Below are 14,331 nucleotides of genomic sequence, written 5' to 3'. Positions count from 1 at the left end.
TCCAGTCTACCTCTCCACTTTTCACTTCCCACTTCCCACTTCCCACTTCCCACTTCCCCGAAATGATTTCCCACAAACTGCTGTCCAACTGGTATCTGCAACTGGCCGAGCACCTCGAATCCGGCACGATGCTAGCGGAGGCGCTCTCAGTCTGCACTGGCCCATCAGTCAAAGATCGATTCAGGATGAGTGCTTTAATCGAAGCAGGCACTCCAATAGAGGCAGTCATGAACACTGCACCTGCTTGGCTACCGAAGGCCGACCGCGTCTTCATCAGCACAGCAATGGAAACCGGTCGGCTCCCACAGACCTTACGCAACCTCTCCGACCGCCACGAGCGTATCGGAGCGAATCAGCTCAAAGTCATACTCGGCATACTCTACCCACTCGGCGTCTATCACATCGCCGCCCTCGTGCTGCCAGTCGTTCGAATGATCGACTACGAAGTAGGATTCACTTGGGATGCCAAACAACACCTACTGCAAAGCTCACTACTCATCGGCCCACTCTGGGCACTCATCGCACTCATACTCTTTCTAGTTAAAACCGACAACCCGATGCTGCCGCGTATTCTGCGCGGCATTCCTCTGCTCCGGCGTTACAGCAAAGCACAGGCACTCGCCGACTTCGCCTACGCACTCGGCACCTTCATCGACGCCGGCGTGCCAATGGACAGCGCATGGGGAGGCTCAGCACGCATCGCACACGATCCATCCATCACACGCGCCTACCGCGCGATGGAGCCGACCTTTGCCGCAGGCGCAGACCCCGCCACACAGCTGAAATCACATAAAATCTTTCCGCCCGACTTCGTCGCCTTCTACGCAGCCGGCACCCAAAGCGGCAAACTCGACCAGATGATGCTTAAGAGCGGCCAACAATATCAAACACAGGCCAACCACGCGATGACCTACGCCTCCATCGTTTATCCCACACTACTCTTTGCCTGCGTCGCCGCATTCATCGTCTTCACGATTTTCCAAGTTTACGGCGGCTATTTGGATCTGCTCAGCGAACTAGCTGAATAACACTAGCTCAATACACTGGCAACGCCTCATCCTCATACCCGGTGATCGCGATGGCTTCGATCTCGATCAACCAACCAGGACGACACACGGGTGCCCAGACCACGACCATTGGTGTATCGGGGAAGCGCGCTTTTAAGACGGCGTTGACTCGTTCGGCATCATCGGGGTCGCGCAGATACACGATAAAGTGTGCGACCGCATCCAAATCGGCCGACGTATCCTGCAGCAACGCTTCGATATTTAGAAGTGTTCGGCTCAACTGACCGAGCACGTCGCCTTCGTGCAGTATTTCGCCTGCGGGATTAATACTCGCGGTTCCAGAAATATAAATGTGCTGGCGGTCACGATAACGCGTCGCCGTCGCACGCTCGAAGCTCACCCCATACAGGTGCGTCGGGCCGAGGTGGTCTGGCGCCTGCAAGAAACGGATCTGCTCAGGCAGCAATCCTGCCACAGCATACGCATCCATCGACACCTTCACTGCGGCCTGCGCCGAGCGGCCTTCAATACCGGTGCTGGCGATATAGTTCGTTTGTGGCGTTAAGCCATGCTCCAGAAATAATTCACGGCGCGCATCGACCAAGCCCTCATAATTCGAATCCACATCGCGCACATACAACCATGTGCGCACGACATTGAGCGCGAGCGTCATCTTACGTTGCTCCAAGAAACTCACATAGTCTTCGAAGATGGTATGCGTCTGCGCATACGAATCTGACGCAGTGGCATCGACGAGATTCGTTGTCCAATAATGCGTTAGCGCTCCACGCTCCCACGCTAGCGTGTTGCCCGTTCGACGCTTGCGCAAATCACCGTCGGTCGACTGCACATGATAGGCCCAGAGCGCGACTTTGCCACCAGTCAACGGCGGTTGCCCAACGAATGACGCCACGCATGGCGCTTCAAGATCTGCCAATGGGTGCCCCTCCAAGATCGCTTGCTGATTGGCAGGATCACTACAGAAAAAACGCCGCAGCACGGCTCCGTCTGGATCGAGTCCTAAGTGCGAAAGTGCATACGCATATGCCTCTGCAACACGTTCCAGCTGCAACTCAAAATTGCCACTCAGGTTAGGCTGAATCATTAAATGATATTCCGTCAGCCCACCTCGTCCAATGAACGATGCAGCGTGGATCAAGGCCTCGTCTGAAGTATACGGAATCGATGCTTTCACTAATTGGAGCGGATGGAGCGTTTTCATGGTTTAGAAATTTGATACGGTATCGCTGGTAACACGCCGATCGAATAGTTGGAAGTCTTCTTCGTTTTTTGATTCGAACGACTATCAACCACCTCAACGATTAAGTTCCCCTTAGAGCCTACTATAGCGAGTGCTTCCGCACACTTAAACTGTAGATGAATACCATCTTCCTCGATACCAGACTCAGACAGCGTCACTCCTTCAGGCGCCTGCAACAGTCGGAATTTAATCAACTTGGCCTTATTGGGCATACGCGAGACTGGAAGCACGACACTCACAGTTTGACCCGCAGAAAAGTCAATCGACACCTTCACGACATCTGGCGCAAATACCAGTCGTTGGTAGTTCGAAAACGATAACGCATAGAGCTCTTGAGCTGGCAACAAGTGCCGCCAGAGAAAGGCCTGCATGCTATTATCCGCAGGGACAGCCAGTCGGCTAACCGTTCGATCTTCAGATCCAGCGACAGCCTCGATCTGTAATTTCTCCAGCTGGAATTTCTCTAACTTCAATTTAGCCCCACCATGCCACTCCAAGGTCGCCCACACTTCATTTTGCCCAGACTCGACACGAGCATGGTTTAAATACATACCTTCGGGCGGATCCACTAAGCGAAATTCAACCGCCCCATCAAAGCCGTCCATCCGATTCACATAGAAGCGCAACGGGGTGTAACCTGTCGGCCGAACATTGAGACTCGATGGCGAAACACGTGCTTCAAAGTCCGGAATCGGATTCGAAAGACGCAAGCGATATTTATAAGCGGTTCCACCATTACGTTGCACATCCTCGATCGAGATCAAATACCGTCCATCTTCGGGTAACTCATACGACAAATACGAGTCTGCATAGTGCGTCATCAAACCTGGCCCCAGATGCAAGTGCTTACGCTTATCCACATGATCATCATTCAACGCCAACATCTCACCGTGCGGGCTGAACAGGCGTAGCAATGAATCCATCGGCGAGTCAAAATAGCGCGCCTCGACTTTAGCGATCAAAGTCTCGCCCGCCCGCCCATTAAAAGCATACAGATCGACATCGCCCGGCTCATCGATTCGCCCAACCACCATTTGCGGCAGACTCACAGTATCTGCATTGAGGGGGGTGTAATTCGGCTCGTCTTCTTTCAGCAACGGCAACGGCTTTGCCTTATAATCGACGTCCGTATGCTGCAGCGTATTTTCAGGGAGCGGATTGCTGGAGACAAATAGTCGATACACGAAATTCTCGCGTCCGCGATAAATCGCATCACGCACCTCGACCAAATACGTGCCACCACGTGTAAACGTAAAGTCGAGCCGAGGGTCCGGGTCGCCATAGGTATCGTCCACATAGGCCAGTCGTGTGCCATTCTGATCGAATATGGCCAACGTGGCTTGAAACCAGCCAGGCACGGCATCAGCCACATACGGTATCAATCGGCGCGCCATCAAATCGAAGCAGACGCGTTGCCCTGGTTCAAAGTGAAACAAAAAACGATCCACATCGCCAGGCATCACCTGCCCGTTGATCACAGCAGGCAACTGTTCCACAAGCGCAGAGCTGGAGTATGAGCTGGCATCGTCATTCGGCTCACGCTCGAAAAATTCAGACACACGACTCACTTGAAAACGAATCGGATTACTCAGCCCGGACTTCGAGAGGATACGCATCTCCCGATAGCCTAGCGATGCATCCGCAGCAATCGTCACCTCAAGGGCAACCTGCTCAGCGATCTGCGCATTATACTGCCGCAAGTTAAATGTGTCCAGATACGCCTTCAATGCCAACAGCTCCTGCTCATCCATCTGCTCGATACCATCGAACACGGCACTCGGTGGCATCTTGTCTTTCTCAAGCTCGGCAGGAGTCAGCTTCTCATAGGATTTAATGATATATTTCGGAATCGCCTTACCAGTCAGTTCGAACTCTCGCTTAGCGATAGACATCTTGAGTATCGTCTTACGCCCACCGTTCAGATTTCGAAGCGCGCCATAGTGTTGAACGACCTTCACCTCCACCCCTTCGCCGCTCACGATTACAGACTGCGCACCATTGAGATACCGCCCGCCCAACAACACTCGAAATGTCTCCCCGACCTGCCCGCCAGAAGGATACGCATAGCCGAGATACGCATTGGTCTGGGCCTGCTGAGCGAATACCCCGAAAGGCAATAGCACCAAGAAAAGAAAAAGTGACCGTATCGTATTCATCTGATTACGACACGCTGGGCATGATTTCTCGCAGAAGCCCCGCACGCTTGACTGACTGATCCGATTCCTTCGCAAGCACAGTCATCTCAACATCATGCGGGTTCGGCAATTTCGCCTCAGGGTCGATCCCCATCAACTCATACATACTGCCAAGTAGATCGACCGGATAAACGGGACGATCGCTCACTTCTTCGCCACGCGCATCGGACTCGCCGACCACATTGCCACCCGCAAAACCGCCGCCAGCAATCATCGTCGAGAAACAATTTCCAAAATGCCCACGGCCACCACTCCAAGGCGGCTCCCACTGCACCTTAGGCGTGCGCCCAAATTCACCACCGACCCAAACAATCGTGCTATCCAGCAAACCACGAGCTGAGAGATCCTGCAGTAAATTCGCTACGCCTTGGTCCAGTTCCGGAAGCATCCGATTCATTAAATTAAAGTGCCCCTTGTGCGTGTCCCATCCTCGATAATTAATCGTCACGTAAGGCACGCCATTCTCCACTAAGCGCCGCGCCATCAGACAGCTTTGTCCGAAGTTGTTGCGACCATAGCGTTCACGAATCACATCATCCTCTTGGCCTAAATTAAAAATGCCACGCGATTCACCGAGGATTAATTGATACGCCTCCGCTTGAGCTGAATCATACTGCTGAAACTCCACACACTCGCCCAGGTTCCGTCCCAACAGATCCATCTGCCCGAGAAGCTGACGACGCGCGGCCTGTCGCTTATCTGAGATCCCTTCGGCCACGATGCCCTCTACGGCAAACACCTCCTTATTCGGGTCGCCGCCCGTTGAGAACGGTTGATACTGCGAGCCCAGAAAGCCTGATTCTGAAAAGCGCCCCTGCGGACGAGTCAGCACCACATACGGCGGCACGACTCCATCGTAACCGACACGCTCACCTTTAAAATAATTCACCACTGCACCCATCGTCGGGTGCACATAGCGGCTCGGCATATGGCCAGTCTGCGTCAGGTAAGACGCCGTTTCGTGCGCATTCACACCATGCGTCATGCCACGAATTAGACTGTATTTATCCGCCTGCTGCGCGAGCTGTGGCATGAGTTGATTGATCCGCATCCCCGAGACATTCGTCTCGATCGGATCCGCAAACGGGCCACAGTAATCCGCCCCCGCTTCCGGCTTTGGATCAAAGGTATCCAAATGCGCAGGGCCACCCCAGAGCCAGATCTGGATCACTGCTTTGGCCCGCGGCTTAATCTGATTCGGCGTAGTGATCGCCGACAGCGGCAGGCGACTCAACCCCGCGGCTCCGGCAGCATAGAGGAGCCCACGCTGTATTGCTTCGCGACGTGTCAGAGTTTCGTAACTATATTTCATAACAGCGCCTCCTAGTGATTATACAGAAATTCTTTCGAGTTCATCATCGCCCAGATTAGATCCTGAGTCGCGGCCCAACGTTTTTTGCCCTTCCCCGCACAATATTGTTGAGCAATACGCACTTCCGCATCCATTGGCTTGCGCCCGTAAAATGCAAGATACAGCGGCGTCAATTTCTCACGATCCAGCGTCCCCTTCGACACCTGTCGAATCCACGTCGACTTATTAATTTTTTTCAAGACATGCGAAGAGTTCAGCATGTGCAGTGCCTGCTTATCAGTCATTGAAGAATCCCGCTCCGCAAACAAACCCGTATCACGCGAAGGTCGGCCAAACAGTTGTAAAAACGGGCTACTAATACTGCCATCCGCAATCGCTATCGTGCGCGTATCACTGGGGATGTAAGTAAACGGTTCGGGGATCATACTCACATAGGTCTCTTCCGTCCCCGTCAATCCACAGAGCACATCCGCCAGCACTTCAGCATCCAAGCGGCGCACAGGATAGCAGGCAAAGTGCTCCGCTGCCGAGACAGGATCGCCACTCGGCAACGAGGACTGTTGATAGGCTCGAGAATTTAGAATCACACGTAAGACATGCTTCATATCGTATCCCGACTCGACCAACTCACGCTCTAAGTAGCCGAGCAGCTCGGGATGCGTCGGCAAGTTATCCGCACGGATATCATCCGGCTCATGAATCATCCCGCGCCCCATCAACCAGGCCCACTGCCGGTTCACCATATTACGCGCGAACCATGCGTTCTGCGGCTGGATTAACCAATCCGCAAACACCTCGCGCGGATCGCCCGTGGCTGGCATCTGAATCGCCTCGCCATCCGGCGTGACCAGAGCGAGCTCGGTAAACGGCTCAGGATCAACATACACGATCTCTTCCTTCCACTCCGCCGTCGGCTTAAATGCGATACGACTGAAAAATTGCTCAAATTCGAGGCGCTCCGACTCCGGCCAGTTTTCCAAGCGTGTGCCCATAAAGGCCAACGCCGCCGCCTGTGCGAGCGAGGCAGCATCCTGCCCCTGCACTGCCCGATAGAAATTCACCTCCGGTCGCCTGAAATTGCTTCCACTACTGGTCAACAACTCGCGTGCAAACACATCATAGGGCTTATTCTCGCGCAACGATTGATAAATCCACTCATGATAGGCTTGAGCCGCGTTGGGCCACAGGTTGATCGGAAACTCCGACTTCACTCGAAGCAGATCGCTCCAGCGCATCGCCCAATACACCGCATACCCCTCACTCGCCAGCAACGCATCAATCAGCTCCGCACGTTTCGACACACTCTGGTCCTGCAGAAAGGGCTGCACCCCATCAGCCGGTGGTAAACTCCCCGTGACATCGAGATACACGCGCCGCAAAAAAACGGCATCCGAGCAATTCGCAGCAAACTGAAGCTCCGCCGCCGACAGGCTCGACTGCAACAGGCGATCCAGCTCGGTCATCTGAGCAGGCTTGCCCGACTCATACGGCTCGACGATCTGCTCTTTCGCCCCCTGAGCATGCACGCAGCACAGCAGGCCGACGACACAAAGCATACGCATGTAAAATGTCGAAAGACTTGAGCGCATAAATTTCACAATGAGAGTCAGCAACAAGTGCGTAGTTAAATATCAATGGGGGTAAAAATGAGACAAAGCGGACTGAGGCAAATCCCGAAACTGACAGAACCATAAAAAGCCTATAGCCCCAAAAAGACGCCTGGGGCCACTTCTATAATATACAAGTATCTAGAAAAGTTTCGCAGACCTTCCCATTAAAATACCGACTGGTGTTTTAAGGCAAATCTAATCACGCATACCATCCCACCAATCCGCATACGACAGCGATGCTCTCAAGAGCATTCCCCCACTGCATCAAATGCCGAATGAAACCATGATCTAGATCAAAGGTCGCCTCACCCGGTTCGGATCAGCCCTAAACATCAAAAAGCAAGAAGCCACTCGATGTAGTGCACCAGATCGTCGACATGCCCCGTTGACTTCATCAATGCCACCAACAGTAGCAGACCTAGTAGTCAACCAAAGGCGCGCGAGTGGTAAATCTAGCCCAAGACGGTGATCCAAGTCCATCCACGTAGTCAAAAAATAAAGTCAAAGCCCTACCCTCCATTAAGCTACAGCGCTTATTGACACGTGCCATATAATAGTTGCTAAACGATTATATCAACTAGCAGCACCATACAAGCCAATTCTGCGAACACTTAAATAGTCCAAGTAAGTCATACGACATGTTCAATTCTGTTATTTAGGCAGACGAACTATCATACCGATCATTACACTCACCATACTTTGCTTAGTGTATCCGATGCCCTGAGTTTTCTAAGAAACAGACGATGCACTCTCCAGATAACACGCACTTAAGCGCTAAGACCAACTCCTCTCGAGTAGCCGCGTTCACTTTAGTGGAAGTCATGGGCAGCATGTTTCTCTTCACACTATTTGCACTTGCGTTCATGAAGGGGTTGCTCTTTTGCAAAGTGACTGCCGAGGACAACTTGTATGATGCCACGGCACTCACGGTCGCCATCAGCACGATCGAGCAAATGAAAGGTGCCAGCATAAGTTTGCTCGAGAGTCCGCCCACGAGCGGAGGTAAAGAGACCTTCGAAATGATCATCGAAGACAACACTCCACACACTGTTTTCCTCGGCGAAACGAACCTCCTACAGGTGCCAATCGTAACCAACTCAACAGGTTCAGTGTCCAAGACCTTAGACGTGACGATCATCCCCGACATACAAGAAATGGATAACAACGAAGGTTTTTGGTTATCCATTCAGTATTCCTACGACCATCCGCGCAACGGACGAACACGCACCTACACGGTTCACAACGCACGCAGCACAATCAAGGCTTTTTGACCACATGAACTCTACCCTCAAAAAAAAACAAGGCTTCACACTCACTGAAGTCATCGTCGCCGCGACTATTCTAACCCTTGTGTTAGGCTCGCTCACCTCTTTCTTGCTAAGCAGCACAAAGGATCTCTTCTGGGCGACTAACAAGTCTTTAATTAGTAGCGATGTGCGGAGCTTCACCACACGCATCAGCAACGAAACCCTAGGAGCCAACCATGGCTATGTCTATGAGAGCTTCGCCCCTTCGGATCGTGACACCAAAAGTGATCAAAAAGAAAGTGGATTAACAGGCGACTGCCTGGTTCTAGTCCATATGGACCCCTACCCTGACGAAGATGACGACAAGCATTACACAAAACTAGTGGTATACTTCAGATCGCCGGATGAGAATGGTGAGAGCCCCGTCTATCGGCTAGAGAAAACCTTTTCGACGCCCCAGTCCATCGACACCACTAACGGCATCAGTCATTTTGAGCAATTTCTAGCAACCCATTTCCCTGACAGTGATGATACCTCTGATGTCGTATTAGAGCTTTCCCGGGGGCTCGCCGACGGCAATCTGTTCCGCAACTTTGGCAATGGCACCTTTATTGTGAATGGGGAAATCCTCCACGGCAACAAGGTCAAAGAAGTCACGAACACCTACAATCTAACCATCTCACCGAGAGGATAATCATGAACAATCGCAAGCAAGGCAGTAGCCTTATTCTAGTCCTCATCATCGCGACTGTCATAGGAGTCGGGATCTACTCGGTAATCGGACTCGTCAGCACCGAGTTCCGCTTAAACAAAAAGGCCATCGTATACAATGAAGCAAAACAGGCCGCCGAAAGCCTATTACAGTCCAGTATGGCGGATTTAAAAAGCCGCTTCGAGAATCAAAGCGCCTTTCCAACTGACACACTATCCCCAGAAAAAAGTCCACTCTACATCTCATCGGAATTCATACAGATACATTCAGATACTGACAGCCTCAGTCACCTCACCCTACCCACTAAGACTGTATTCACCTCTGAAAGCGACTTCAACACTGAGCCCACTGAGATCATCGGTGGTCAAATCCCGCCTGGAGAATGGCGCTATATCGACCCACTCGTTCCAGGTAACGAACAAGACGAACTCAAAGGCACACGTGTCTTCGAGCGTAGCATTGAGATGATTAGCAAGGCGACTGCAGCGCAAACACAAGTCGGCACCTCAACCGTCTATGCTCGACAATTCCTACAAGTGCGTGATGCACCACTATTCGCCTATGCGATCTTCTACAACGTTCCACTCGAAATCGCCCCAGGCGCTCAAATGGAAATTCATGGCCCTGTGCATGCCAATACAAGCACATGGCTCCAATCAAGCGACTCTCTCGACTTCTACTCAAAACTAACCATTGCTGGCGACCTAAGCCACGGGCGCCACCCAGACGCCACTGGGGGCACTTCCAATGGCGACATCACGATCACCAATAGCAGCGGCGTGCAAACCAGCTTACAAACCACTGACGGCTGGATGGAGACAGGCGTAGACGACTTCGTTGATCTAACCAACCAAGCATTTGGTGGAAACCTTCAGACATCTGAGCATGGAGTATCAGCCCAGAACCCAGTTGGTGTGAACGATTATATCGAAGACACCGACTCTTCCACAGATCAAAAAGAATCCTACAACAGTGCCTACAACCTGATACAACCGATACTCAACGAATCTGAATTGGCATACCCCTCAGCGACCGATGACCCAGAAGGCTATGCAGAAGCGACCAGGCTCAACGAAATTGAAAAGCAGAAATACGCCTACAAAGCAGGGCTAATCATTCGGGTCGACAGCAGCGGCAACATCAGCTATAGAGCTGCTCGCCGCGATAGTGACGACACAATACTATATTATGACAATGGCAAGCAATCGACACGACGCCTTGAGCCGACTACGGACATCGCAACGTATAAGCCGTTCACTGAGGATGATGGCACAATCACCAGCGGAATGTATGATGCACGCTTAGGCGAGGATCTAGATATGATTGAAATTGATGTGGGTGCCCTCAAAGACTTGGTGGATAAGAATGATGCTGCGGACTGGGACGATACAGGCAGTGACGACAGCCAGCCCGAAGAATGGTGGAATGGGATCGTCTATGTCGATTTTCCGGAGCAAAACAGCAGCTCTGATCGAGACGATAATGTAAACCCAGCCATTGAAGGATGGGGCGTTAAGCTCGTCAACGCCGAGACGATTCCGAACCCAAGCTTTGCACAAGATGACAACATATATGGCATGTCTCTAGCGACCAACCAAATGCTCTATGTCCAAGGTAACTATAATGCCGATGGCGATCTTGATACAGGTTCTCCGACAGAGGCTGATAACAGTAATTTCGGCGCAGTCGACGAAGAAGCACCTGCCGCATTAATCGCAGATTCGATCACTTTCCTCAGTGTCGATTGGGATGATGCCGATAGTAATAAAGGCAAAAAGGATCACCGGGTCGCAGGAGATACCGAAGTGTCCGCAGCGATACTCACCGGCCTCGTGCCTTCCGGCGAATCAGGATCAAATAGTTATAGCGGCGGCCTTGAAAACTTCCCCCGCTTCCTAGAAAAATGGAGTAATAAAACCTTCCTCATACGCGGCTCGATTGTTGCCCTATTCGAAAGTGAAGTCGGCACAGCCCCTTGGGCTGGCGGGGAAGTATACAGTCCGCCCAACCGCGCCTGGGGCTTTCATGAAAAATTTGGCGAAGGCTACCTGCCACCAGGCACCCCCAACACTCGACAATACCGCGCAGTCGACTTTGAGATCATCAATAAAGATACTTACGAAGAATATGTGCAACGCATCAAAACTTACTACTAGCCGTCGGCCTTCGCTCGCACTTGCGGCGATCACACTCTGCGGCCTATGCTTAGTCGGCAGTGCCATACATGCCGCAAACACACCTCCGACGATTCCAGTGCAGGCAATCGATACTTATACTGTATCGAACTACAAAGAACAACACGAATCCATGCTGTTGGATCGAACTCGGCTAAAAGGACGAACTGACATTTTGCTCAAACCCATCCCTTCTCACCGATTGGTGAGAAACGAACCAGGGGTCTCTGCTTGCTTTCAGATCCCCTTAGCTCCGGATTTTAAAATCAAATTGATCTCTTTCCCGAAGAGCGCCTTTAAGTATCCACTAGACGTAGCAACATTAACTGCGTATCTCAATGGACTGAGTCTCAAATTCGAACAGCAACAATTCGAAATCTTAGAAGTCCCCGAAGTGACCACTGGCCGCTCGAAATTCAGAATCTTTGGCAAACGTGCGCTGACACTGCGCTACTCATGGGACGTAGGCCCAGTGGGCACCGATGAACTAAAGCGCATCACCCGGGGCGAGAACTGGGTGCTATACGATGATGTGATACACATTGTTATCATCGAAGCTCCAAGTGACAGTTTCGACCAATACTACAAAGATGCTCGTAACTACTTGAAGTCAATGAGCCTGTTTAGCCCGAGCGAATAGGAATCAATCAGCAAGCGTGTCGTAACACGAGGCATGCGCTTTGTCATAGTCGCGTGCCCACGGTGGGCGAGCCACGTGCCCCGCATAAATTAATCGCACTGCCGCACGTAGTTGCACCTCATCGAGTGGTAGCATCGCCATCAACCCATATTCTTGGGAGGCTAGAGGCATTAAACTCGACTCAGTCTGCGGATGATCGAGAAAGGCCATCATCGCCGAGACGAATGCCTCCGGCTCTGGATACTTGCGAATATAGTGCTCACGCACCCCCCAGAGCGACGGCGACAACATCGTCTCGCGTGTTTTATCGTCGATACCATGACAGGTCGCGCAGTGTAAGCGCACCACGCGTTGTCCCTCTTGAATCTCCTCAGGGGTGAGCGTCAACGGCTGCACAGAGGCATGCCGATCAGCAGGCTCACAGCCAACGAATGCCCCGCAAAGTAGGCTGCTCCAAAGCAATAAACGACGCTGACGATTCCGCATGCGAAAGACTACTCAACCATCGAAAAATTCAGCCCGAGTTCTTTTTCTAACTGAGTGATTTTACGACGCTCGTTCGGCTCGATCAATGTGATGGATACGCCCTTCTTACCCGCGCGAGCGGTGCGTCCGCTGCGGTGCGTGTAGTATTGCATCGCATCTGGCAACTGGTGCTGGATCACAAACGAAAGCCCCTCCACATCAATGCCGCGTGCGGCGACATCGGTAGCGAGTAGAAACTGTGTGCGCTCCTTCTTAAACGAGCGCATCACCTTATCGCGATCCTTCTGGCTCAGGTCCCCCTGTAAGACGCCAACGGCCAATCCGAGCTTGGTCAAATCTTGCCCGAGCGATACAGCTCCTGCGCGCGTGCGGCAAAAAATCAAGCCACGGTCCTCGCCACAGTTTTTCAGGTATTTATAAATAAAATCGGTTTTATCCTCACGCGAGCATACCGCGAACTGGTGATCGATATTCTTATTCACCACGTGCTTTTTATCAATTTTCAGCATGTGCGCCTTGGACGACATGTTCGCTTCCGCAAGGCTCTTGATACGCGCCTGAAACGTCGCCGAAAACAACCACGTGCTCTTACGGTCTTTCGTCTCCTTAAAGATCGTCTCCAACTCGGACTGGAAGCCCATGCTGAGCATCTCGTCGGCTTCGTCCAAAATTAGATGCTTCACGGACTGTAAACGAATCGCCTTCAACTTGAGCAAATCCATCAAGCGCCCCGGCGTTGCCACAACGATCTGTGTCGGGCGCTGGAGCTTCTTCACCTGGATGTCGATCTTATCACCACCTGCGAGCACCTCGGTAAAAATCTTAGCCGAATATTTCGTATAGCGGAAGAGTTGCTTGCCGATTTGCAGCGCAAGCTCACGGGTCGGCGCGACAATCAGGGCTTGGATCTCTTTAAAAGTCGGGTCGACCTTCGTCAAAAGTGGCAGGCCAAAGGCCGCAGTCTTGCCGGTGCCAGTCTGCGCCTGAGCGATCAAATCACCACCATCAGCCATCAAAAAAGGAATCGCGTGCTCCTGAATGGGCGTAGGTGTGTGGATACCGAGTTCCTCAATGCCTTGAATCAGGTCGTCAGGAATACCGAGTTGTTTAAATGTAGTTGCCATCGTTTTGTCTGCTGTCGGCTCGCGAAATCATCTCTGCGGAACCATGAATAAGAGGCACTCTGCGCACTCCGAGGCAAATGACGAGCCATGAATCGCGTAAAAGCTGGCCAGGTTCTCTAGGATGCACGCTTGTCAGCCCCGCTCGATTCCTATTGCGTCTGCCTCTACGTATGAAAGTTGAACGAGGAGAAATCATCACACGCAGCCTGACGGGGCGTTGCCCAAATTGCGGTGCCTTCGGCATGTTTAAGCACTGGTTTCGGCTCAACAAGCACTGCTCGGATTGTGAGATGCCACTCGAGAAAGAAGACTCTGGGTTTTACTTCGGCACCACATCGATCGGCTATGTGCTAGCGATCATCGTCGTGATCATCCCAATCTGCATCTTAGTCGTGCAAGACATCATCGCGATGTGGACAGGCGTGATCATCGGTATCGTCGGCTCGGTGCTCCTGACGACCCTACTCTACCCGTTGATGCTCAGCTGGGTCATCATGAGCTACTACACCATGTTCCCGCACGAACTGCCAGCCAACAGCCAGCCAACCGACGAATCGAACTAG

General features: G+C 52.1%; 12 protein-coding genes. 6 read left to right on the top strand and 6 right to left on the bottom strand.

The window, feature by feature from the left end:
* The first annotated feature begins 62 nt into the window (after window positions 1-62).
* Window positions 63-1,028 carry a type II secretion system F family protein gene (locus tag GZZ87_RS08455; RefSeq protein ID WP_162027536.1) on the top strand — a complete coding sequence of 322 codons (966 nt, stop codon included), beginning with the start codon at window positions 63-65 and terminating at the stop codon, window positions 1,026-1,028.
* A 7-nt stretch (window positions 1,029-1,035) separates the two neighbouring features.
* On the opposite strand, the gene GZZ87_RS08450 is transcribed toward GZZ87_RS08455, so the two are convergent.
* Genes GZZ87_RS08450 through GZZ87_RS08435 form a run of 4 tightly spaced genes read right to left on the bottom strand, consistent with a single transcriptional unit; the run spans window position 1,036 to window position 7,364 of the window.
* Entirely contained in the window at window positions 1,036-2,229 is a 1,194-nt protein-coding gene (locus GZZ87_RS08450; protein ID WP_162027537.1) for a Rid family hydrolase, read from the bottom strand.
* Complete coding sequence (locus tag GZZ87_RS08445; RefSeq protein ID WP_162027538.1) at window positions 2,226-4,424, bottom strand: hypothetical protein; 2,199 nt, start codon at window positions 4,422-4,424, stop codon at window positions 2,226-2,228. The genes GZZ87_RS08450 and GZZ87_RS08445 overlap by 4 nt, the downstream gene beginning before the upstream one ends.
* A gap of 4 nt (window positions 4,425-4,428) precedes the next feature.
* Complete coding sequence (locus GZZ87_RS08440; protein ID WP_162027539.1) at window positions 4,429-5,775, bottom strand: DUF1501 domain-containing protein; 1,347 nt, start codon at window positions 5,773-5,775, stop codon at window positions 4,429-4,431.
* An 11-nt stretch (window positions 5,776-5,786) separates the two neighbouring features.
* Window positions 5,787-7,364, bottom strand: coding sequence for a DUF1553 domain-containing protein (locus tag GZZ87_RS08435; protein ID WP_162027540.1), 1,578 nt, complete (start codon window positions 7,362-7,364; stop codon window positions 5,787-5,789).
* A gap of 764 nt (window positions 7,365-8,128) precedes the next feature.
* On the opposite strand from GZZ87_RS08435, the gene GZZ87_RS08430 reads away from it, so the two are divergent.
* The 4 genes from GZZ87_RS08430 to GZZ87_RS08415 are packed head-to-tail and all read left to right on the top strand — an operon-like array spanning window position 8,129 to window position 12,158.
* Window positions 8,129-8,656: a hypothetical protein gene (locus GZZ87_RS08430; protein WP_162027541.1), complete on the top strand. Its 528-nt coding sequence runs from the start codon at window positions 8,129-8,131 to the stop codon at window positions 8,654-8,656.
* Between the two features lie 4 nt (window positions 8,657-8,660).
* Window positions 8,661-9,326, top strand: coding sequence for a prepilin-type N-terminal cleavage/methylation domain-containing protein (locus GZZ87_RS08425; protein WP_162027542.1), 666 nt, complete (start codon window positions 8,661-8,663; stop codon window positions 9,324-9,326).
* Between the two features lie 2 nt (window positions 9,327-9,328).
* Complete coding sequence (locus tag GZZ87_RS08420; protein ID WP_162027543.1) at window positions 9,329-11,500, top strand: hypothetical protein; 2,172 nt, start codon at window positions 9,329-9,331, stop codon at window positions 11,498-11,500.
* Window positions 11,472-12,158 (top strand): hypothetical protein, encoded by a 687-nt coding sequence (locus tag GZZ87_RS08415; protein ID WP_162027544.1) that lies wholly within the window; start codon window positions 11,472-11,474, stop codon window positions 12,156-12,158. Before GZZ87_RS08420 ends, GZZ87_RS08415 begins: the two co-directional genes overlap by 29 nt.
* A gap of 3 nt (window positions 12,159-12,161) precedes the next feature.
* Here GZZ87_RS08415 and GZZ87_RS08410 read toward each other — a convergent pair whose 3' ends face one another.
* Together GZZ87_RS08410 and GZZ87_RS08405 are read right to left on the bottom strand one after the other, a co-directional pair.
* Window positions 12,162-12,644, bottom strand: coding sequence for a c-type cytochrome (locus GZZ87_RS08410; protein WP_162027545.1), 483 nt, complete (start codon window positions 12,642-12,644; stop codon window positions 12,162-12,164).
* 8 nt (window positions 12,645-12,652) lie between these two features.
* The gene (locus tag GZZ87_RS08405) at window positions 12,653-13,768 is read right to left on the bottom strand and encodes a DEAD/DEAH box helicase (RefSeq protein WP_162027546.1); all 1,116 of its coding nucleotides are present in this window, start codon (window positions 13,766-13,768) and stop codon (window positions 12,653-12,655) included.
* A 170-nt stretch (window positions 13,769-13,938) separates the two neighbouring features.
* Between GZZ87_RS08405 and GZZ87_RS08400 the strand changes: the two genes are divergently transcribed.
* A complete protein-coding gene (locus tag GZZ87_RS08400; protein ID WP_162027547.1) occupies window positions 13,939-14,331 on the top strand; it encodes a DUF983 domain-containing protein in 393 nt (130 codons plus the stop codon).

The organism is Lentimonas sp. CC4 (assembly GCF_902728235.1).
Taxonomy (GTDB): domain Bacteria; phylum Verrucomicrobiota; class Verrucomicrobiia; order Opitutales; family Coraliomargaritaceae; genus Lentimonas.
The sequence above is the reverse complement of the archived record's forward strand: the minus strand, read 5'-3'. Positions and strand labels throughout refer to the sequence as shown.

Bases quoted from the DNA above. Each gene is read 5' to 3' on its own strand.
- GZZ87_RS08455 (WP_162027536.1), top strand. From the start codon at position 63: ATGATTTCCCACAAACTGCTGTCCAACTGGTATCTGCAACTGGCCGAG.
- GZZ87_RS08450 (WP_162027537.1), bottom strand. From the start codon at position 2,229: ATGAAAACGCTCCATCCGCTCCAATTAGTGAAAGCATCGATTCCGTAT.
- GZZ87_RS08445 (WP_162027538.1), bottom strand. From the start codon at position 4,424: ATGAATACGATACGGTCACTTTTTCTTTTCTTGGTGCTATTGCCTTTC.
- GZZ87_RS08440 (WP_162027539.1), bottom strand. From the start codon at position 5,775: ATGAAATATAGTTACGAAACTCTGACACGTCGCGAAGCAATACAGCGT.
- GZZ87_RS08435 (WP_162027540.1), bottom strand. From the start codon at position 7,364: ATGCGCTCAAGTCTTTCGACATTTTACATGCGTATGCTTTGTGTCGTC.
- GZZ87_RS08430 (WP_162027541.1), top strand. From the start codon at position 8,129: ATGCACTCTCCAGATAACACGCACTTAAGCGCTAAGACCAACTCCTCT.
- GZZ87_RS08425 (WP_162027542.1), top strand. From the start codon at position 8,661: ATGAACTCTACCCTCAAAAAAAAACAAGGCTTCACACTCACTGAAGTC.
- GZZ87_RS08420 (WP_162027543.1), top strand. From the start codon at position 9,329: ATGAACAATCGCAAGCAAGGCAGTAGCCTTATTCTAGTCCTCATCATC.
- GZZ87_RS08415 (WP_162027544.1), top strand. From the start codon at position 11,472: ATGTGCAACGCATCAAAACTTACTACTAGCCGTCGGCCTTCGCTCGCA.
- GZZ87_RS08410 (WP_162027545.1), bottom strand. From the start codon at position 12,644: ATGCGGAATCGTCAGCGTCGTTTATTGCTTTGGAGCAGCCTACTTTGC.
- GZZ87_RS08405 (WP_162027546.1), bottom strand. From the start codon at position 13,768: ATGGCAACTACATTTAAACAACTCGGTATTCCTGACGACCTGATTCAA.
- GZZ87_RS08400 (WP_162027547.1), top strand. From the start codon at position 13,939: ATGAAAGTTGAACGAGGAGAAATCATCACACGCAGCCTGACGGGGCGT.